Source organism: Nitratireductor aquibiodomus NL21 = JCM 21793 (assembly GCF_000615975.1).
In the GTDB taxonomy this organism is placed as follows: domain Bacteria; phylum Pseudomonadota; class Alphaproteobacteria; order Rhizobiales; family Rhizobiaceae; genus Nitratireductor; species Nitratireductor aquibiodomus.
Genome location: NZ_BAMP01000046.1, coordinates 11,467 through 31,217, shown reverse-complemented (window position 1 = coordinate 31,217; position 19,751 = coordinate 11,467). Strand labels below are relative to the sequence as shown.

At 60.0% G+C, this 19,751-nt stretch carries 14 protein-coding genes and 4 pseudogenes; 13 read left to right on the top strand and 5 right to left on the bottom strand.

Annotated elements, in window-relative coordinates:
* The 7 genes and pseudogenes from JCM21793_RS29490 to JCM21793_RS13545 all read left to right on the top strand — a co-directional run.
* A pseudogene (locus JCM21793_RS29490) lies at positions 1 to 230 on the top strand (hypothetical protein); the annotation flags it as partial.
* A gap of 156 nt (positions 231 to 386) precedes the next feature.
* Positions 387 to 2,357, top strand: coding sequence for a hypothetical protein (locus JCM21793_RS13570; protein WP_025030727.1), 1,971 nt, complete (start codon positions 387 to 389; stop codon positions 2,355 to 2,357).
* A 19-nt stretch (positions 2,358 to 2,376) separates the two neighbouring features.
* Positions 2,377 to 4,499, top strand: a pseudogene (locus JCM21793_RS25905) (type I secretion system permease/ATPase).
* A gap of 13 nt (positions 4,500 to 4,512) precedes the next feature.
* Positions 4,513 to 5,856 carry an HlyD family type I secretion periplasmic adaptor subunit gene (locus tag JCM21793_RS13560; protein ID WP_007010408.1) on the top strand — a complete coding sequence of 448 codons (1,344 nt, stop codon included), beginning with the start codon at positions 4,513 to 4,515 and terminating at the stop codon, positions 5,854 to 5,856.
* Positions 5,857 to 5,900: 44 nt separating this feature from the next.
* The gene (locus tag JCM21793_RS13555) at positions 5,901 to 6,440 is read left to right on the top strand and encodes a hypothetical protein (RefSeq protein ID WP_007010407.1); all 540 of its coding nucleotides are present in this window, start codon (positions 5,901 to 5,903) and stop codon (positions 6,438 to 6,440) included.
* A gap of 155 nt (positions 6,441 to 6,595) precedes the next feature.
* A complete protein-coding gene (locus JCM21793_RS13550) occupies positions 6,596 to 7,396 on the top strand; it encodes a methyltransferase, TIGR04325 family (protein ID WP_036540351.1) in 801 nt (266 codons plus the stop codon).
* Positions 7,397 to 7,526: 130 nt separating this feature from the next.
* Entirely contained in the window at positions 7,527 to 8,981 is a 1,455-nt protein-coding gene (locus JCM21793_RS13545) for a TrkH family potassium uptake protein (protein ID WP_025030725.1), read from the top strand.
* 73 nt (positions 8,982 to 9,054) lie between these two features.
* On the opposite strand, the gene JCM21793_RS13540 is transcribed toward JCM21793_RS13545, so the two are convergent.
* Entirely contained in the window at positions 9,055 to 10,938 is a 1,884-nt protein-coding gene (locus JCM21793_RS13540; RefSeq protein WP_025030724.1) for a L,D-transpeptidase family protein, read from the bottom strand.
* 122 nt (positions 10,939 to 11,060) lie between these two features.
* Positions 11,061 to 12,014, bottom strand: coding sequence for an alpha/beta fold hydrolase (locus tag JCM21793_RS13535; protein ID WP_025030723.1), 954 nt, complete (start codon positions 12,012 to 12,014; stop codon positions 11,061 to 11,063).
* A 47-nt stretch (positions 12,015 to 12,061) separates the two neighbouring features.
* Here JCM21793_RS13535 and JCM21793_RS13530 point away from each other — a divergent pair, with 47 nt between their 5' ends.
* Positions 12,062 to 12,514, top strand: a complete 453-nt coding sequence (locus tag JCM21793_RS13530; protein ID WP_025030722.1) for a MarR family winged helix-turn-helix transcriptional regulator — start codon at positions 12,062 to 12,064, stop codon at positions 12,512 to 12,514.
* 31 nt (positions 12,515 to 12,545) lie between these two features.
* Here the strand turns inward: JCM21793_RS13530 and JCM21793_RS13525 are convergent, their stop codons facing one another.
* Positions 12,546 to 13,388: an AraC family transcriptional regulator gene (locus JCM21793_RS13525; RefSeq protein ID WP_025030721.1), complete on the bottom strand. Its 843-nt coding sequence runs from the start codon at positions 13,386 to 13,388 to the stop codon at positions 12,546 to 12,548.
* 108 nt (positions 13,389 to 13,496) lie between these two features.
* On the opposite strand from JCM21793_RS13525, the gene JCM21793_RS13520 reads away from it, so the two are divergent.
* Both JCM21793_RS13520 and JCM21793_RS13515 read left to right on the top strand, forming a co-directional pair.
* Complete coding sequence (locus JCM21793_RS13520; protein ID WP_025030720.1) at positions 13,497 to 14,699, top strand: MFS transporter; 1,203 nt, start codon at positions 13,497 to 13,499, stop codon at positions 14,697 to 14,699.
* A 19-nt stretch (positions 14,700 to 14,718) separates the two neighbouring features.
* Complete coding sequence (locus tag JCM21793_RS13515; RefSeq protein ID WP_007008158.1) at positions 14,719 to 15,069, top strand: VOC family protein; 351 nt, start codon at positions 14,719 to 14,721, stop codon at positions 15,067 to 15,069.
* A gap of 6 nt (positions 15,070 to 15,075) precedes the next feature.
* Here JCM21793_RS13515 and JCM21793_RS13510 read toward each other — a convergent pair whose 3' ends face one another.
* Together JCM21793_RS13510 and JCM21793_RS13505 are read right to left on the bottom strand one after the other, a co-directional pair.
* Positions 15,076 to 15,705 (bottom strand): pyridoxamine 5'-phosphate oxidase family protein, encoded by a 630-nt coding sequence (locus tag JCM21793_RS13510; protein ID WP_025030719.1) that lies wholly within the window; start codon positions 15,703 to 15,705, stop codon positions 15,076 to 15,078.
* Positions 15,695 to 16,048, bottom strand: coding sequence for a gamma-butyrobetaine hydroxylase family protein (locus tag JCM21793_RS13505; protein ID WP_007008160.1), 354 nt, complete (start codon positions 16,046 to 16,048; stop codon positions 15,695 to 15,697). The genes JCM21793_RS13510 and JCM21793_RS13505 overlap by 11 nt, the downstream gene beginning before the upstream one ends.
* A 147-nt stretch (positions 16,049 to 16,195) precedes the next feature.
* On the opposite strand from JCM21793_RS13505, the pseudogene moaA reads away from it, so the two are divergent.
* The 3 genes and pseudogenes from moaA to JCM21793_RS25895 all read left to right on the top strand — a co-directional run bounded on the left by moaA (position 16,196) and on the right by JCM21793_RS25895 (position 19,743).
* Positions 16,196 to 17,225: pseudogene (gene moaA, locus JCM21793_RS25900) on the top strand (GTP 3',8-cyclase MoaA).
* Positions 17,226 to 17,477: 252 nt separating this feature from the next.
* Entirely contained in the window at positions 17,478 to 18,428 is a 951-nt protein-coding gene (locus JCM21793_RS13495) for a DMT family transporter (RefSeq protein WP_370671648.1), read from the top strand.
* Positions 18,429 to 18,540: 112 nt separating this feature from the next.
* A pseudogene (locus JCM21793_RS25895) lies at positions 18,541 to 19,743 on the top strand (multidrug effflux MFS transporter).
* Positions 19,744 to 19,751 lie beyond the last annotated feature (8 nt).

The window sequence follows — 19,751 nt, the reverse complement described above, 5'->3', positions numbered from 1 at the left end:
CCACCACAGGTGCAGGCGGCGCAGGCGGCGCCGGCGGCATGTGGGGTTCCAACAATGGCGATGACGGCTATGTGAACGGCATCTCCGAGGCAAGCGCCGATGCACTTGTCGATACGAGCGCCTTCAACCAGCAGATCGTCATGGGCGCCAATGTGCTCGGCAACACCGTGGACACCACGGTTGTCGGCGGCAATCTCAACAGCACGGTCGTCGGCGAAGACGACGCCTGACGGCAGCACAGAGCATTCCGGCGCCCGATCCCCCTGGGCGCCGGAACCGGAGGTTTGCGCAATTCACCCTTCGTCTGACACCCGCAAACCTCCACACCTTTCGAACGGTGCACAGGCGGCGATGATCGACAGGAAGTCGAAGCAAGGTGATGCTTTATGCATATGGATCAAACCACGGAAGCGATCGCCCACTTCATAGGACTGTTCTCCCAGGCGGTTGAGGAAGCCCGGTTGCGGCTCGACTATTCGGATTTCAAGGCGCTCCCGGACGCACCCCTGGAGCAAAACGACCTCCTCAACATCAAAATCAACATCGTCAGCCCCTATTCTCTGGACGGTTTCAACCCCCGGGTCGATTACACCCCTCCTCCCATCGACAGGTTCGATGCGCAGGTTTCCGTTGCAATCCGGTACGATCCCATCCCTCTTTACAATGAAGGCCAAGGTGCACCCGCCGCCACCATCTGGGGAGCTGAAACACCGCCCCTGATGGCGGGCGGAGAGGCTTTTGCAGAATACCAGCCCCTTGGCTCGCTCGCGCTCTATCTCAAGCAGCAGGCGCGCCTGGAGGACAACGACTATCTCAGCATTGGCGACCACGGGCTGCATTTCAGCTCCGTCGGCGACACCGATGCGGCGCTTATAGCGCTGATCAAGGCAGCCTCCCCGTCCCAACCTTTCGGTGATCTTCATGAGCCGGGCTCGGCAGCTGAAATCGGTGACTTCATTCTCCACGCTCCGCACATCGCCGATGCATTCATTGACGCGCTTGATGGAAACGAGGGCGTCTTCGTCATGCGGGGCGAAAGCATCGAGGGAAAGTTTCTGAATGGAGAAGAAGTCGATGAACTGCCCGCCCTGGACACCTATCTCCCCGAGAAATTCAGCGAGGACGAAGAAGCAGGCGACGCGGAGACCGACTTTTCCACACATGCAACAATGGATGTCGAGGCAGGAGCCAACCTTCTCGTCAACGAAGCCATCCTCGTCAACGACTGGTATGGAGCACCGGTGCTCGCGATAGCCGGTGACTATGTTCATTTCAACGCGATCAGCCAGTTGAATTTGTGGAGCGACAACGACACGACAAGCGAAGCGCTCAACGGCTGGAAATCACTGACGGAGGCGCCGACCCAGGCGTTCAACACCGCCACCATCCAGACCATCGACAACCCGCCTCCACCGGGTCTGGAAAACGCCAACGGCGAGCCGGTCTTCCCTGAGCACTGGCAGGTATCGCGGATTGATGGCGATCTGATGCTGGCCAACTGGATCAAGCAGGTCAGCTTCGTGGAGGACAACGACATCACCGTGATGTCGGCCAGCGGTGGCGGAACGGAAATCGTTCTCGGCAACAACACGGTTATCAATGCCACGTCACTTGCCGCGCTGGGAAACTGTTACGACCTGATCATCGTGGGTGGCAACGTCTATCACGCCAACATCATCTGCCAGACGAACATCCTTTTGGACGACGATCTCGTGGGCACGGTCGGCGACTTCCAGACCGGCGGCTCAGCGTCGCTCTCGACGGGCGGAAACCTCCTCTGGAACGAGGCCTCCATCACCCAGTACGGCACCATGTCGTTCGACACGATGCCGCCTTCCTACCTGGAGGCGCTCGAAAAACTGGGCGATGGCCCGGGGACGGCGCCGCAATCGCTTTTGTCGGGGTCGGATTTCGCCGGTCTGACGACAATCAAGGTGCTCTACATTTCCGGCGACGTGGTCGATCTTCAGTATGTCAGCCAGATCAACGTTCTCGGCGATGCCGACCAGGTCGCGCTGGCAAAAAGCCAGAGTTCCGCACACGCCGACGCCTCCTGGGATGTTTCGACAGGTTCCAACGCGCTCATCAACCAGGCGTCTATTGTCGATGGTGGCGTCAATTCCACGACATATACGGGTGGCGCGGTCTATTCGGATGAGCTGCTGATCCAGGCCGAACTGATTTCCGATGACACGAACCTTTACACGCAGGGTGCGGACGCACTGGTGAGCGAGGCGGTGGCGTTTCTCAGCGATGATCTCATGGCATCGCCGGAGGGTGACGCAGACCAGAATGCGCCGGATCCCTCCACGCCTGACGGCGGCACGGCCGACGTAATGCAGACGATGCTCGGATAGGACGATCGGGGGGAACGACATGCTGGACAAACCGACCAAGCGCCCGGCGCATGTGAACGACGCATCGTCCTGCGCGCTGGGTATGGAAGACGAAGCCCGCAAAATGCGTATTCTGCGTACTGCCGATGAAGAGATTTCCCGCATCTTCCGGGAAGTCGACGCGCGGGCTGCACGGCAACGGGCCGAAGCCACTGATGCGGAAACCCGTGACGCCCCCACCCCCGCAGGTCACAATGAAACAAAACCAGCCGAAGAAGAGCCGGCTGCCTCCACGGGAGGGGCGGAAGACGTTGCAGAAAAGACTGAGACCCGGCAGCCGGAGACGCCGTCAAAGCAAGACAGTCAGAAGCCGGAAGCAGACAGAAGCAAACCGGAGATCACCAGGGTCAACGGAGCAAAAGACCAGTTTCACCGCCGGCTCGGCCCGGCCGACTTTTCCAAAAGCCTCACCGCCGGCCTCGCCGCGGTGCGCAAAAACATGCTGATGGTGCTGCTTTTCACCAATGCCAGCAACATCCTCGTACTCGCCATTCCGGTCTATCTCTTTCAGATTTCTGATCGCGTTCTTACGAGCCGTTCCACGGACACGCTGATCATGCTGACGGTCGTGATCGTGGGCGCTGTGCTGCTGCAGGCGATTTTCGACGCGATACGACGGTTCATCCTGATGCGCACCGCAGTCGAGGTCGCCGCCCAGCTCGGCGCGCCAATTCTGAGCGCGGCAGCGCGCGCCTCCCTTCACGGCACCGGGCGCGAGTACCAGACCCTCGGCGACCTTCAGCAATTGCGTTCATTTCTGGTTTCGGGCACGCTGCTCGCATTTCTCGACATACCCTTCGCCCCGATCTTTATCCTGGCGGTGTTTCTCGTCCATCCGCATCTGGGAAGCATTGTGGTGCTGTCGGCACTGCTGCTCACGCTGGTCGCATTCATCAACCAGCGCGCCACTGCCGCTCCGTTCGGCGAGGCGAATGTTTACCAGAGTAAGGCCAATCTGCATCTGGACTCCATGGCGCGGAACTCGCAGATCATCAACGCGCTGGCGATGATCCCTGAGGCAGTCAAGATCTGGGGCCAGGACACCGCCGGCTCGCTGAAGGCACAGGTCAAGGCACAGGACCGGAACATCGTCTCGGCGGCAACCTCCCGCGCTATCCGTCTTCTGACGCAGGTCGCGTTGCTTGGCTGGGGTGCGTATCTCGCCATTCAGGGCTACATCACCGGTGGCATGGTGATCGCTGCCTCCATCATTGCAGGCCGGGCGCTTGCACCAATCGAGGGCTCAATCGAAGGCTGGAACCAGTTCATTCTTTCGCGGGGCGCCTATCGGCGCATCTCGACGCTGCTTCGATCCTCTCCGCTGAATCTCGAACGTCTCGTCCTGCCCAAGCCCGAAGGACGGCTGGACGTGGAACGCGTGCTGTATGTTCCGCAGGGAACAAAACGCGTCGTGCTTAATGGCATCAACTTCGCACTACGCCCCGGCGATTCACTTGCCGTTATAGGCAATTCGGGTGCCGGCAAGACAACGCTTGGCAAGATGCTGGTCGGCTCGATCCTGCCCACATCCGGCAGTGTCCGGCTGGACCTTATGGATCTGCGCAACTGGGACCAGCGCCAGTTCGGTGACAGTATCGGCTATCTCCCCCAGGACGTTCAGCTCTTCCCCGGTTCGATCAAGGCCAACATTGCGCGCATGCGCGACCATGTGGACGATCAGGACATCTATCAGGCTGCCATCCTTGCCGACGTGCACGAGATGATCGCAACATTCCCGCAAGGGTACGAAACAATCGTCGCAGCCGATGGGTCGCCTCTCTCGGGTGGCCAGAAACAGCGCATTGCCCTTGCCCGCGCCTTCTTCGGCAATCCGCGCATGATTGTGCTCGACGAGCCGAACTCGAACCTCGACAGCGCTGGCGATGCCGCTCTTGCCCGGCTCTGAAACACGCCAAGCAGAACAGGATCACCGTGATCGTGATCACCCAGCGCCCCTCCCTGCTGCAGCATGTCGACAAGATTCTGCTGATGACAAACGGCACCATTTCGATGTTCGGCCGCCGCGAAGACGTACTGCGTGCGCTCGCAGCCCACCAGGCCGGACAGTTGCAGAATGGTCCTTTCGCCACCCAGCTTCCCTGAAGGCAGGCATCCGATGAGCTCAACAGATATCGCAAAACTCCAGGACATGACGTGGTACGCGGAAGTGCCACGGTCGATCCGCAAACAGTCCATCGCCGGGATCATACTGCTCATTCTCTGTTTCGGGGGGTTCGGCATCTGGGCGAGTTTCGCACCGCTCGCTGCAGCCGTTATCTCCCAGGGCAGTTTTGTCGCCACTGGTCAAAACAAGATCGTCCAGCACCTGGAGGGTGGCGTCATCAAGGAAATTCTGGTTTCGGAAGGCGACCACATCACGGCCGGTCAGCCGCTGCTCCAGCTCGATGAGACGTCCGCCCTTGCCAATGAGCGTCAGCTCTTCCTGCGGCGTGCGCGCCTCCTTGCCATCGTCGCCCGACTGAGTGCCGAGTATCAGGAGAAGGACAGCATCGACTTTCCCGCCGAACTGTCAGAGCGGATGGTCGATCCTGAAGTCGCTGAAATTCTCGATAGTCAGAAGCTCAATTTCACATCCTCGAAACGCAAGTTGAACAGCGAGATCGAACTCCTGAACAACAACATCGCCGCGCTTGAAATCCGCGGACGCGGCTACGAAGCGCAGCACGAGGCGCTGACGCGCCAGCTCGCTTTTCTGTCGGACGAGTTCTCCGGCAAGCAGAAGCTCTATGAACAGGGGCTGATGCGCAAACCCGAAATTTCCGCAATCAAGCGCGCCATGGCCGAAGCGGAAGGGCAGATCGGGCGCCTTGCCGCCGAGGTGGACGAAACGCAGGCCCAGATCGCTCGTTATCGTCAGCAGGCCGATCAGACACTCGCCGCCTATCGTCAGGCGGCGCTCGACGAACTGCAGGCCATCGAAGCAGAACTGGACGCCGTGCGCGAACAGTCACGGGCGGCCGAAAACGTTCTGCGCCGCGCCACAATCAACGCGCCTGTCACCGGCACGGTGATACGGCTTTACTACCACACGCCCGGCGGCGTGATCGAAAGTGGCAAGAGCATTGCCGAGATCCTGCCATCCGACGTTCCCCTGATCATCGAAACGCAGATACCGCGCACCAAGATCGACAGTGTCCGCGTGGGCCAGGAAGCGACCGTTCGGCTGACGGCCCTCAACCAGCGCACCACGCCCGTTCTCATGGGCGAGGTTTTCTATGTTTCAGCAGACGCCCTGCGCGATCAGTCGGCAGCCGACAAGCGCGAGATTTACCTTGCGCGCGTGCGCCTGCCACCGAGCGAACTCGCACGCGTCCGCGGCTTCCTGCCCACGCCGGGCATGCCTGCGGAAGTGTTGATCCAGACTGCTGAACGCACATTTTTCGAATACCTCTCGAAACCGATCATGGACAGCATGAACCGTGCCTTCCGCGAGGACTGAGCCCGATAGCGCTGGCGTGGACGCCTGAAATGCGGGGTGCTAGCATGTTTTCCATTGAGCCATTCGAGGTGAGTGCTGGCAGTCTTGCGATGAAGGAAGGCAGTTCGCGTTTTCGGGACGTGCTGACGCTGCTGGGGCAGCTCAATTATACGTGGACGAACACGGAGAGCCTCCTTATCCACCTCATCGCCGGGCTGGCGCGGGTGGACATGGAGACAGCGACGGTCATCTTCCTCACTCTCAACACTTCCCGCGCCCGTGTCGATCTGGTCGAGCGCCTCGCAAAGCTCGATCGAACCGATGCGGATATTCGCAAGGACGTGTTGAACGTCACGCGCAGTATGATGAGCGAATCCAGGCTCCGGAACAAATACAATCACTGCATCTATTCCTTTGACGACAGCGGGGAAAACGTCTCAACGCTGCTCATGAGGATTTCCGATTCCGGCGATCGGCTCAAATACGGCAAGGTCGATGCGATCGACGATGCGGAGATCGCAAATATCACCAGTTCAATCAATCGGCTGATCGCCACGAACCGAGAAATCTGGGCGCTGGCGAAAAAGCATGGCTTTCCAGTGTGAAACACCCTGTGCGAAGCATTCCCCAGGTTCTAACCACATTGGTTTCACGATCAGCCTTATTGATGAATTGGTCGAGACAGGCGGCCAACGCTAGGCTTTCGCAAAGTATCCGCGCCCTTCAGGGCACGGGGTGAAAGCGGGCCGGAATTCTGAAAATGGCGCTGGATCAGATCAAACAGGGGCTCAAGCAGGCGCGTGGAGCCGCTTTCCTGCCGTTTCAGGCGGCGGCCGGGCGCATGCGGATGGTGGCGCATCGCCCGGTGCGGTTTTCCGGCGTCTACACGACATATGAGGATGCCTTGACCGCCGCAAATCAGCGCGGCCTTGCCGGATATGATCATGACGCGGTGGCCGGCGTAGCGTTCGAGCAAATGTGCCGGCTGGTGCCCTGGGACTACCCGGTGCTGTTCTGGCTCAGTCAGATCAGACAGGATATCCACTCACTGCTCGATGCAGGTGGCCATATGGGCACCAAGTTCCGCGCCTTCCGCACGATCCTGCCCGAGATCGAAGCCCTGAAATGGACCGTCTACGACGTGCCGGCCATTGTCAAAGCGGGAGAGAAACGTGCCCGCGACGAGGGCATTGAAAACCTCTCCTTCACAAGCCGGCTGGATGGCCACGGCCCCTGCGACGTGTTTCTCGGATCAGGGCTGCTGCAATATCTCAACGTTCCATTGCCCGATCTTCTCGACCGTCTCGCCGCGCCGCCAAAACACCTGCTTTTGAACAAGGTGGCGTTGCGCACGGGAAAAACCATCGTCACACTGGAACGGATCGGGCCGGCTCTGGTCCCTTACCAGATACGCAACGAGGCCTCCTTTCTGGCTGAGCTCGAAGGCATCGGCTACCGCATCGCCGATCGCTGGAACATTCCTTCTCTTTCGCATGTGATCGACACACATCCCGAATACGGTGCGAGTGAAAGTGCCGGTTTCTACTGCACAAGGCGCTAACCGCACGCACCGAGAGGTTTCCCGCAGTCACAGTCATGCCGATTGCGCATGTCTGCCCTTCTTCTGAAGTCTCTTTCCTTGGAGCGCATTCTCCTCTACCACGGAGCCGGTTCATTTCGAGGTCGAGAAAGTGCAGCCATCGACAATCCGGACGGCCACCTATCCAGCGGCCATTTTCGCTGTCTACGTCGCCGCTTCGATGCTTCTTCCAGCCGCTGTTGATCTCTATTACGGAAATGACGACTGGGAGATTTTCGTTGTCTGCTCGCTGGCCACGGGCGCCATTGCCCTGACCATTGCCGCCGCCACGCGCGCACCGCTCACCCGTGGCTCGACGCAATCAACCTTCCTGGTCGTGGTTCTCTTATGGCTGATGCTGGGACTGGTGGGCGCACTGCCGTTTTACACGGCTTCGCTAAAACTTGATCTTGCCGAAGCTGTCTTCGAATCGGTGTCCGCCATCACGACCACCGGCTCCACCGTCATTTCGGGGCTGGACAGCCTGCCGCCCGGGCTGCTGCTGTGGCGCTCCATCCTGCAATGGATCGGCGGGGTTGGCGTTGTCGCGCTTGGCCTCTTCCTGTTGCCGCTTCTCAAAGTCGGCGGTTTTTCCTACTTTCGGGTGGAATCCTCGGACATTGAGAACCGCCCTTTCGAGCGCTTTATCAGTTTTCTCATTGCGCTTGTCGGCATCTACTGCCTTTTGACCGCACTCTGTGCGCTGGCCTATGCGGCCGCCGGCATGAGCAATTTCGATGCCGTCAATCACGCCATGACCACCATCGCGACAGGTGGCTTCTCCACCCACGACGCCTCCTTCGGCCATTTCGAAGGCAACGCGGTTTTGTGGGTCGGCACGGTGTTCATGCTCCTCGCCGCCCTGCCCTTCTCGATCCTGGTTCTTTTCTTCGCGCGCGGACGCCTCGACGCCCTGCGGGACCCTCAGATCAGACTGTTTCTCGGCTATGTGACGTTGATTGTCATGATTCTGGCGGTCCAGCGCCGCATCACCACCGGCGATCCGTTCGACGACATTCTCGCATCTACCGCCTTCAATTTTGCTTCGATCATCACAACGACTGGCTTTGCCAGTGAGGATTACACCCTCTGGGGGCCGTTCGCTGTGACCCTGGCCTTCTTCGCCACCTTCCTGGGCGGCTGCTCCGGTTCGACGTCCGGCGGCATCAAGGCCTATCGCTTCCTCATTCTTGGGGCGATGCTGCGCAACGGGCTGCGTCTGCTCATTCATCCGCACTCCGTCCAGGCACTGCGCTATGGCAAGCGCATCGTCGATGAGGAGATGCAGCGATCAGTCGTACTCTTCATCGTCGGCTTTCTCGCGTCCTGGGTGGTCGCAACACTTCTCCTGTCGGCAACTGGCCTCGACTTCCTGACATCGATCACCGGTTCACTCACCGCATTGACCAATGTCGGTCCCGGCCTCGGCACCACGATCGGCCCTGCCGGCAATTTCGTTCCCCTCAGCGATTTTGCAAAATGGGTCTTGTCGGCGACCATGCTGCTCGGCCGGCTCGAAATCCTCGCCGTTGTGGTGCTTCTGGTGCCCACCTTCTGGCGCGACTGATCAAATCCGCAAGCCAATCCGCCGATGGCTGCGGTCTGCGATGGGCACTTCAGCCCATCGGTTCTGTGCAGCGTCAGATGCTCGAGGAGCGCAGATCGGTCGTCTTTTCCAGCGCAGTTTTCAGACGTGCGTCACGTCCATAAACGTCGCCATGATAGGAGACAACGCCATCTGTCTGCGGCCAGGCCGTGAAATAGCCGACATAGACAGGAATATCGCGTTCGATCCTGCGCCGTGTGGGACGGCTGCGATCGCCGATCTCAATGGCACGCGAGACCTCGTCGACCGAAATGTCGAGGACCGCCGCCGCCATGGCCCGCGGATCTGCCAGTCGGACGCAACCATGGCTGTACGCACGGGTATCGCGCTGGAACAGGCTCTTGGACGGCGTGTCGTGCATGTAGATCGCATGCCGGTTGGGAAACAGGATTTTCAGTTCCCCAAGCGCGTTGTTGCGCCCCGGCTTCTGGCGCACGCTATAGGGCACGTTGCTTCCATACTGCCCCCAGTTCACGGCAGAGGACGAGATCTGACGCCCCTGGCTGTTCACCACTTCATAGCCGTTGCGATCGAGATAGCTCGGATCGCGCCAGAGTTTCGGCAGCATCTCATTGACGAGGATGGACCGCGGAACGCCCCAATACGGATTGAACTCTACGGTTTCGAGCTTGTCGTAGAAAAAACTGGTCTGGTTGGCATTGCGCCCCACGACCGTACGCATGGAGATGCGCGGCTTCCCGTTCTCGAAGAAATCGACATTGAACGACGCAGCATTGATCACCACGCGCGTGTCACCCAGTTCCGAGGGATGCCAGCGCAACCGCTCGAGCGCATAAAGCACCTTTTCGATCCGCGCTGCCTTTGAGACGCCGGCGATCGCCGCCACCGTGCGTGGCCCAATAATGCCATCCGGCTTGAGCCCGTGACTCTCCTGTGCCGCCTTGATCACCGGCACCAGCGCATCGGAATATCTTTCGCTCCCCTCATGCGCTTTCAAAACCGCACCATGGGTCTCCATGAAGGCCCCGCTGGCGTCGCGTTCGATGATCTTGAGCAGTTTGGCGAGTTCGGAGCTCTCTCCACCGGGACGCATAAACATCTTCGGGTCGACGACGATCTCACGCTCGGCAGCCCCGCGCAAAACCTCCAGTTCCGCGCGAAGTTTGCGATAAACATCGTTGCGCGGATGCAGCCCTTCCAGATAGCGGTCCGCCTCCGGCATATTCGCCATGAAGCCGATGCTCTGCACCAGATCCATCGGTTTTTCGGGGAAATCGTGATAGCCGGAGAGCTTGTTGGGATTGACGCGCCCGGCATGTGCATCACGCGCATAACGCAGGGCCCGCGCGGTCAGCGTCATTTCAAAACGGATCAATTCCTTCTGACGCGCCGCTATATCGTCATAGGAAAAGTCGCTGCCGGGCACTCCAACCGTGTAGTCGACGTCGGAAAGCCCATGGCTGGAGGCTTCCGAAAGCACCCGTAACACACGTTTTGCACGCTCGTTGACCTGATAGCCGGAAACCCAGACGAAATCAGGGTGCTTCGAATAAAACGCGACAATTGCCGCTGCAATGTCCTTCTCGGCGTATAGCTCCACGCCCTCCAGCATGGGCAGGGCCTCGCGGAACGCAACGCCCTCAAGTGCCGGCTGAAACGCGTTTTCGGTTGCTGGAACCGAAATGTCGGAAAACGCGACGTGAGCGAGCGGCACAGGTCTGTAATTGTAGTAGGACGGGCCCGAAATCCTGGGGGCCTTTGCCGGCTGCCGCTTGACCGGCGCGGGTTTCACCGTCCGCGGCGGCTCACTTCGCGCCCGGCTGGTGGCGCGGTTGCCGCCTCCGAACAGCATGTCAAAAAGATTGTCCGACTGCGCATGGGCCTGCCCCACGCTTCCGGCGAACAGCATTGCTGCCACACAGCTCAGCCCGCTTTTGCGCATGGACTTTAACATCATCGCTCACCCCGCCGAGACCCGGCCTCGTTGCCACAACCACGATATTCTCAATCACAACCAGAATAACAGGTCTCAGCCGCAGGGTCGCGGGGTGATCGATAAAATTGTTATGAAATTGAGGTTCAATCGTCGACTGGTAAACAATCTTCTAAAGGCATGGCGGCAGCAGGCTCAAGTCGCCGCTCTCTGCGTGTCGCGACGAAAGCCGCAACGCGCGCTGCAATGCCGGGATCGGCAAGTATCCGGCGATGCCCCAGACCGGGCGCCCAAACCAGCGAAACATGCGTGCCCGCGTCGCCCATGGCCCTTGCATCAGATGCGGGCACTTCCTTGTCCTCTGGAGCGTGAACGATCAGTGCCGGCAGCCGCACCTCCCGCAGCTGTTCCGCCGCGACGAACGCCTTCAGGGGCGTTCCGGCAATGGCCTCGACCCGGCCTTCGAACGCCTTTTGCGTCTTCGGTCCAAGGCCCACAAAGGCACCGAACTGGGAAAAGAGATCGGGCAGCGCGTTCGGCGAAGCAATGGTCACCAGTCGTCGAACGGAAACCGGCGGGACGCCGTCGACAGAGCCGGCAATCGCATTAAGCGCGACCGCCCCGCCGAAGGAGTGTCCCACCATGGCATCAAACGGTCCCAGCCATTGCGCCACGGCGCTCACCGCCCCAACCGCCTTGGGGATATTAAGAATGCGTCCGCCCGAGACGCCATGTCCCGGAAGATCCATGGAAACGACGCGAAAGCCGCGCTGGAGCAGTGCCTCAACGACCACGCGCATGTGCTCGGTACGCGAGCGCCAGCCGTGAAGAACAAGAACCGCCGGACCGTCACGACGTGCGCCCCAGTTCGTAAACTCATAGGCAACAACCGCGCCATGCGTCGTCGTCAGCGGATGTTTGCGTGCACGACGCATGAAGTCTTTCGACTGGGCGAGAACGCGCCTTTCCTTCTCTGTCAGCCGCGTCGGACTGGGTGTTCGGCAAAACAGCCCAAACGCCATGCGACCGCCGAGACTTGGCGCGACATGTTCGAGTGTGCCAAAAAGGCTCTTCAGGATGCGCAGGCCGAAACGAGTCATGGTGGAAACCCATATAATGTTCAAGCGTGAACAAAGTTAGTTCAATCATGAACAAAATACAAGAACTCCCGTGGGACAATCCGCGTTTTCGCACATGGATCGCCGTGGCGCGCGCGGAGAAAGCCATTGTCCGGGCACTCAGCAAGGCGCTCGAACCACTCGGCCTCAAGATTGCGCAGCTTGACATGCTGATGAATCTCTATCGCCACCCCGGGCAATCCCAGCACGATCTTGCGCGTCGCCTGCTCGTCGGGCGCTCCAACATCACCATGCTGCTGCCGCAACTGGAAACGCAGGGGCTGGTGCGCCGTGAAAGCGACGCCAACGACCGGCGAATCTTACGGCTTTACCTGACGCAGGACGGTGAAGAGCGATTGATGGAAGCGCTCGCCGTCTACACCAGGCTGATCGACCGCGTGATGGCCCAGTCGACGCCGGAGCAATGCGAGGCCATGGGCGAGCAGATGCGCCGCATCAGTGAAGCACTCGCTGAAGACTGAATAGCGGCCTGTTAAGGAGACACAGGCCGCTTCACTGTTCCCCATCCGCTGCCGGAACATTCAGATAGTTGCGTGGCGAAGCCCCCAACATCCTCTTGAACATCGTCGTGAAGGCGGCCACGCTCTCATAGCCCAGGTCCAGCGCCACGTTGGTTACAGCTTCGCCGCTCGCCAGCCTCGGCAAAGCAGCAAAAAGGCTGGCCTGCTGGCGCCAGAGCGACAGGCTGAGCCCGACCTCCTGCTTGAAACGGCGGGTGAAGGTGCGGCGGCTCATGCCCGCCGAATGCGCCCACTGATCGATCGTTACGCGGCTTTCCGGCGCGTCAAGAAAGGCGCGGCACATGCGTGCGAGCCGCGGATCAGAGGGAAATGGCAGCCCCAGCGGCAGCTCCGGCAAGCGCGGAATCTCATGCATGATGAGTTCATAAAGCAAGCCGTTGCGGCCCGTCGGCCGGGCAACATGCGGCAAAGGCGCCACCTCCTCCAGAAGGCTGCGCATCAATGGTGTGATGCCGACCACACGCGGTCTTGCCGGCAACCCTGAAATTGCCTCGGGAAGCACGTAAACCGACTGCATGCGCACATCGGTCATCATTTCGACCGCGTGTTGGATACCCGGTGGAATCCAGATCGCCTGCCCTGCCGGCACCATCCAGTGTCCGAAGCCGGTCTTGACCAGAACCACGCCGCTGCTTGCGTGAAGGAGCTGCCCACGGCTGTGGCGATGGATGGGCACCTGAACATGTGCCAATTGCGCAATCTCGCCAACAACCAGATCGCCCTCGACCTCCTCAAGCCAGTTGCGTCGCTTTTCGTCGTCGACGGGACGATCGGTATTGAAAACCACCGTACTGGGGCTGCGCGGAGAATTCATTTGGCCCACTTGCAAAAAAAGTAGACCAAATCACCAAGGCAGGTCATTTGCAAGAGGCGTATAAGCGGCTGCTGTCTTGAGGGCGGCCTCTTCTCATGGAGCATTGACGTGACCGATACCACCGCCAACCGGCCCTCCACGCCGGCAGAACAGACCGCCTTCGCGGTCCTGCTTGCCGTCAGCTTCTGCCACATGCTGAACGACATCATGCAGTCCATGCTTGCGGCCATCTATCCAATGCTGAAGAGCGATTACGGGCTGGATTTCTGGCAGATCGGCCTTCTAACCATGGCGTTCCAGGTGACGGCGTCGCTGCTGCAGCCGGCGATCGGGCTGACCACCGACAAGAAACCCATGCCCTACTCGCTGCCCGTCGGCATGGGATCGACCTTTATCGGACTTCTGCTTCTGGCGACGGCCGCCAACTACTCGCTGCTCCTAGTTGGCGCGATGTTCGTCGGCCTGGGCTCGGCGATCTTTCATCCCGAATCCTCGCGCGTCGCCCGTCTTGCCTCGGGTGGTCGATACGGCCTGGCACAGGCCGTCTTCCAGGTGGGCGGCAATGCCGGCACCGCCATCGGCCCGCTGCTCGCTGCCTTCATCGTCGTGCCCCGGGGCCAGGGCAGCGTCGCCTGGTTCTCGCTCGCGGCACTGCTCGGCATGATCGTCCTGTGGCGCGTGAGCGCGTGGTATACGGAGTACCGCCAGCGCACCGCCACACGTGCAGCACCTTCTCCGGCTCTCACCCTCCCACGCGGCAAGATTGCCATGTCTCTGGCGATCCTAGTCTCACTGGTGTTCGCCAAAAATGTCTATATGGCCGGCATTTCCAGCTACTATACGTTCTTTCTGATCGAAAAATTCGGCGTCAGTGTCCAGCAGTCGCAGATCCTGCTTTTCGTTTTCCTTGGCTCGGTTGCCGCCGGAACCGTGCTGGGCGGGCTGATCGGTGACCGTATAGGTTCCAAGACGGTCATCTGGTTCTCCATCCTCGGGGTGCTGCCCTTCACGCTGGCCCTGCCCTATGCGAATTTCTTCTGGACCCCGATCCTCACCGTTACCATTGGCCTTATCCTCGCATCCGCTTTCCCGCAGATCGTCGTGTTCGCACAGGAGCTGTTGCCAGGTCGCGTGGGCATGGTCGCCGGCATGTTCTTCGGCTTTGCCTTTGGGCTTGGTGGCCTTGGCGCAGCCGTGCTCGGGATTATCGCAGACAGGACCGGGATCGAGTTCGTCTACCAGATCTGTTCCTACCTGCCGCTGCTCGGCCTGTTGACGGTGTTTCTCCCAAACCTCAAGAAGGCAGGCTGAACCCACAGGGAGACACGTCGTGAAAGTAAAACGCATTGTCGCCAACATCGCCTCGGATCGGGTCGGGGAAGCGAAACGTTTCTACGGCGATGTCCTCGGGCTCGACACGCTGATGGACCAGGGCTGGATCGTGACCTATGGCGCTCAGGAAAAGACGCGCCTGCAGGTGAGCGTCATGTCACAGGGTGGATCGGACACCCCCGTGCCCGACCTTTCCATCGAAGTGGATGACCTCGATGAAGCGCTTGAGCGGGTCGAGAAAGCGGGCTTCCCAATCGAATACGGCCCTGCAGAGGAACCGTGGGGCGTGCGGCGCTTCTACACCCGCGACCCCTTCGGAAAGCTGGTCAACATTCTGACCCATCGCTGAGGCGGGTCACCACATCGTCTTCCCGGCGCGATCGGGCCATTCACTGTCATAGGCCTCACCGTCGATCTCCCTGCGGCTCGTCGCCTGAAGAATCTGTCCGGGCGTCGGCAGATTCTCGGGGTTCGCATGCTTTGCACCGTTCCAGAGATCGGAGCGGACAATCGCCCGCGCACACTGGAAATAGGCCTCGTCCACTGAAAGCACGATGACTGAGCGCGGTGCGGCTTCGTCTATGGCAAAGGAGGCACATAGTTCCGGATCAATTGAAAGCCTGGCCCGCCCGTTGACGCGCAGGGTCGTGCCCGATCCCGGAATGAGGAAGAGAAAGGCCGCCCGTTCGTCACGAACGATATTGCGCAGCGAATCCGCACGGTTGTTGCCACGACGGTCCGGCATCATCAGCGTTTTCTCATCGTGAATACGCACGAAGCCGGGCCTGTCACCGCGCGGCGAGCAATCGATTCCTTCCGGCCCTATGGTGGCGAGCGCCACAAAGGGCGACGCATCGATCAGTTTTGCATATTCCGGTATCACCCGGTCCGTCACCTTGACCAGCGATGCCTTTCCGGGCGTACCGTAGAGCGCCTCAAGCGCGTCAATCGACGTGATGGTGTACGCGTCCGCCTCAGATGTCACGGCTCAACCCCTTCTCCTCCAGTTCATCAAGATACCCCTGCCATCTGGCATCCTTCTGCGTGGCCAGTTCATGCAGATAAACCCAGGTGAAAATACCGCTCTGATGTGCGTCACTGAACACGAGGCGCACGGCATAATTGCCCACCGGCTCCGCCCGAGCGATGGTCACATGCCGCTTGCCGGGAACCGTTATACGCTGCTCGGGTGAGTGCCCCTGCACTTCGGCCGAGGGGGAGAGCACTCGCAGCATTTCCGCCGAAAGTTGCACCGGTCCGAGATCCGGGAACAGAACCGTCATCACCGAACGGTCCTTTGAAACACGCAGTTCCTTGGGAGGCTTCATCCGTCACCACCTTTCGCCCGTAGACCTATTCAGCTTTGGTCCAAGTGAAAAGCCCTTCCCTGCAATTGCCCGGGCAATTGCACAAATGCTAGCCTGCAGCGCTTGAACAGTGAGCACTATGTGACGACATAACAGGGCAAGGTCCTGATGAAGAATGCCAGCGAAAGCGAGCCTATGACGCAGAGCACCATGATCGATCCTTTCGGGCGCACCATCGACTATCTGCGCGTTTCGGTAACCGACCGCTGCGACTTCCGGTGTGTCTACTGCATGGCGGAGGACATGACCTTTCTTCAAGCGTGACCTGCTCAGCCTTGAGGAACTGGACCGGCTCTGCACCGTCTTCATTGAAAAAGGCGTGCGGCGCCTGCGCCTGACCGGCGGCGAACCACTGGTACGCAAGAACATCATGCATCTGGTGCGCCAGATCTCACGACATCTGAAATCCGGTGCGCTCGACGAACTCACGCTCACCAGCAACGGATCGCAGCTCGAACGCTTTGCCGGCGAACTGGCCGATTGCGGCGTGAAGCGCATTAACGTCTCGATCGACACGCTCGATCCGGACAAGTTCCACGCGATCACGCGATGGGGCCGGCTTGAAAAGGTGATGCGCGGCATTGAGGCGGCGGAGGAAGCCGGTCTGAAGATCAAGCTCAACACCGTGGCACTCAAAGGTTTCAATGAAGACGAGATTCCCGACATGCTGCGTTGGGCGCATGGGCGTGGCATGGACATGACCGTGATCGAGACGATGCCCATGGGCGAGATCGATGCCGACCGGACGGATCAGTATCTTCCGCTGTCGCTCCTTCGCGCGCAATTGGAGCGGCAGTTCACGCTGAAAGACATCCCTTTCAAGACAGGTGGTCCGGCCCGATATGTGGAAGTCGCTGAAACGGGCGGCAAACTCGGCTTCATCACCCCGATGACGCATAATTTCTGTGAAAGCTGCAACCGCGTCCGCATCACCTGCACCGGCATGCTCTACATGTGCCTCGGTCAGGATGATTCTGCCGATCTGCGCGCTGCCCTCAGAGCTTCGGAAGGCAATGAGCTTCTGGCCGAGGCAATCAACAATGCCATCGCCCGCAAGCCCAAGGGACATGACTTCGTCATCGACCGGCGCACCAGCCGTCCCTCGGTTTCCCGGCACATGAGCGTCACGGGCGGCTAGGGCATTTTGCAGTCAGGTGGAATCACCTGACGTCCGCACAAATGCGGTAGATCAGATAGACAGAGCAGAGCGGCGTTTCCGTGTAACGGTGAACCGCTCCAGGACTGGATCGCCAGTTTTCGGCAACGAACCAATTGCCAAGTCCATAAGGTATACTTAGCATCAGAACCTGTTGTGGAGGTGGGATTCGTTTTTCACCAAAAACCGTAGGAACTCGTTCAACGTAGACATGCGCCCCCAAGGGTCTGGGACGTGTCCGGCGTTGTGCATCGCGGGGTGGTCGTGTCGTTTTCGCCGAATGCGCGCGGTGCGCTTTTTATGTCCATTGCAATGGCCGGCTTCACCGTTAATGACGGTCTGACCAAGCTCGTTGCCGAAGCCATGAACATGGCGCAGGTCATGCTGGTGCGCGGGGTTATGGCGACACTTGTCATGCTGCTGCTCGCCTGGCAGTGGAAAGCAATGAAAAAGCCGCGCGCAGTCCTGCACCCGATGGTGGCGCTGCGTGTTGCAGGCGAGACCGGTGCCACAATATGCTTTCTTTCGGCCCTCGCACATATGCCGATCGCCAACCTCGCCGCTGTCATGCAGGCGCTTCCGCTGGCCGTTACACTCGGAGCAGCCTTCTTCCTGAATGAGCCTGTGGGCTGGCGCCGCTGGAGCGCAATTATCGTTGGTTTCATCGGCATATTGATCATCATCCGGCCTGGCTTCGACGCTTTCAACGCCTATTCGCTTTACGGCGTCGCTGCGGTTGCATTCGCCACCATGCGGGACCTGACGACCCGGAAGATTCCGTCCGAGATACCCTCGCCGATGATTTCCACGGTAACGGCTGCATCGGTGACCATCGCCGGTGCAGTCCTGCTCGTCCCCTATGGAGGATGGTCCCCCATGAGTGGAGCAGACTTCGCCATTCTTGTGGGCGCCACCTTATGCATTGTCTGCGGCTATCACTTCATCGTCCTGTCGCTGCGGGCCGGCGAGCTCTCCTTCATCGCCCCCTTCCGCTATACCGCCCTCCTGTGGGCCATCGGCCTTGGCATCGTGCTTTTTGCCGATTGGCCCGATCGCGTCATGATGGCCGGTGCTTTTCTGGTGGTGTGCTCGGGTCTCTATACGCTCTACCGCGAACAGGTCGTCAACCGGACGAAGCCCGCCGCCAGGAGCACAGGCCCCGGCATGGCCACGGAAGGCACATGAAGATTTCAACCATTCATTCAAAACCATCCGACTGGCTCGGATCCCATTCCAGCGCGCGCCAATTCCGGCCTGCACGCGCCGACGATTGATTACGCAAGGTTCGCAAGACGTTATGGATAAACTCTTACCCCGCTCCGCCACGCCCCCTCATATCGTCACACTGGTTATCGCCACTGCGACGGCAGCGGTCTCGATGAACGTGTTCCTTCCGTCCCTCCCGGGTATGGCGGAATATTTCAGGGCAGATTACGGCGTCGTCCAGCTGGCGGTTTCGCTCTATCTCGCCGCCACCGCCGTTCTGCAACTGGGCATCGGCCCGGCCTCCGACCGCTTCGGTCGCCGCCCAGTCATGCTCACCTGCTTTGTCATCTTCATTCTGGCCACCATCGCCGCACTGGTCGCGCCCAATATCACGGTCTTCCTTATCTGCCGGGTGATGCAGGCATTCGCTGCAGCAGGCATGGTCCTGTCCCGCGCCATCGTGCGCGACACGGTGGGCGCTGATGAGGCTGCCAGCCGCATCGGCTACATCACCATGGGCATGACGCTCGCTCCGATGCTCGGTCCTCTGATCGGCGGTTTCCTCGATGAACTCTACGGCTGGAAGGCAGCGTTTTACCTGATCCTGGGTTTCGGGCTGCTCTCTCTTCTCATCGTCTATCTTGATCTCGGAGAAACGAACCACACACCGTCCAGTAGCATGACCGCTCAGGTCAGAAACTATCCCGAGCTCTTCCGGGCCCGGCGTTTCTGGGGCTACACGGCGACAGCGCCATGGCCTCGGGAGCGTTTTTCGCCTTTCTTGGCGGCGGCCCATACGTGGCGACCGAAATCCTCGACCTCACCCCCTCGCAATACGGGATGTATTTCATCCTGATCTCGGTGGGTACATGATCGGCAACTTCCTTTCCGGTCGCTTTTCGAAGCGGATCGGCATCAATCCGATGATGCTGGCGGGCAATACTCTGGCATCTCTTGGGCTTGTCCTCGCGCTGGTCCTCTTTGCGGTCGGCTTCTTCCATCCCATGTCGCTTTTCGGCCCGTCATTCTTCGTCGGGATCGGCAATGGCATGACCATGCCGAACGCCAATGCCGGTATCGTCAGCGTCCGGCCGCACCTGGCCGGCTCCGCCTCGGGCCTCGGCGGAGCGCTGCAGATTGGCGGCGGCGCCGCACTCTCGGTGATCGCCGGCGCTGTCCTTTCGCCCGAATCAGGCCCGTTTCCGCTGATCTGGGTGATGCTCGTATCCTCGTACTCGCCATCGCCGCATCGCTCTACGTGATCTATGTTGCCAGGCAGGCGGGAAACATCTGAGGCCGAGC

What these genes read in the sequence shown, in the direction of transcription:
- JCM21793_RS13570 (WP_025030727.1), top strand. Translation starts at nt 387, where the DNA reads ATGCATATGGATCAAACCACGGAAGCGATCGCCCACTTCATAGGACTG.
- JCM21793_RS13560 (WP_007010408.1), top strand. Translation starts at nt 4,513, where the DNA reads ATGAGCTCAACAGATATCGCAAAACTCCAGGACATGACGTGGTACGCG.
- JCM21793_RS13555 (WP_007010407.1), top strand. Translation starts at nt 5,901, where the DNA reads ATGTTTTCCATTGAGCCATTCGAGGTGAGTGCTGGCAGTCTTGCGATG.
- JCM21793_RS13550 (WP_036540351.1), top strand. Translation starts at nt 6,596, where the DNA reads ATGGCGCTGGATCAGATCAAACAGGGGCTCAAGCAGGCGCGTGGAGCC.
- JCM21793_RS13540 (WP_025030724.1), bottom strand. Translation starts at nt 10,938, where the DNA reads ATGATGTTAAAGTCCATGCGCAAAAGCGGGCTGAGCTGTGTGGCAGCA.
- JCM21793_RS13535 (WP_025030723.1), bottom strand. Translation starts at nt 12,014, where the DNA reads ATGACTCGTTTCGGCCTGCGCATCCTGAAGAGCCTTTTTGGCACACTC.
- JCM21793_RS13530 (WP_025030722.1), top strand. Translation starts at nt 12,062, where the DNA reads ATGAACAAAATACAAGAACTCCCGTGGGACAATCCGCGTTTTCGCACA.
- JCM21793_RS13525 (WP_025030721.1), bottom strand. Translation starts at nt 13,388, where the DNA reads ATGAATTCTCCGCGCAGCCCCAGTACGGTGGTTTTCAATACCGATCGT.
- JCM21793_RS13505 (WP_007008160.1), bottom strand. Translation starts at nt 16,048, where the DNA reads ATGAAGCCTCCCAAGGAACTGCGTGTTTCAAAGGACCGTTCGGTGATG.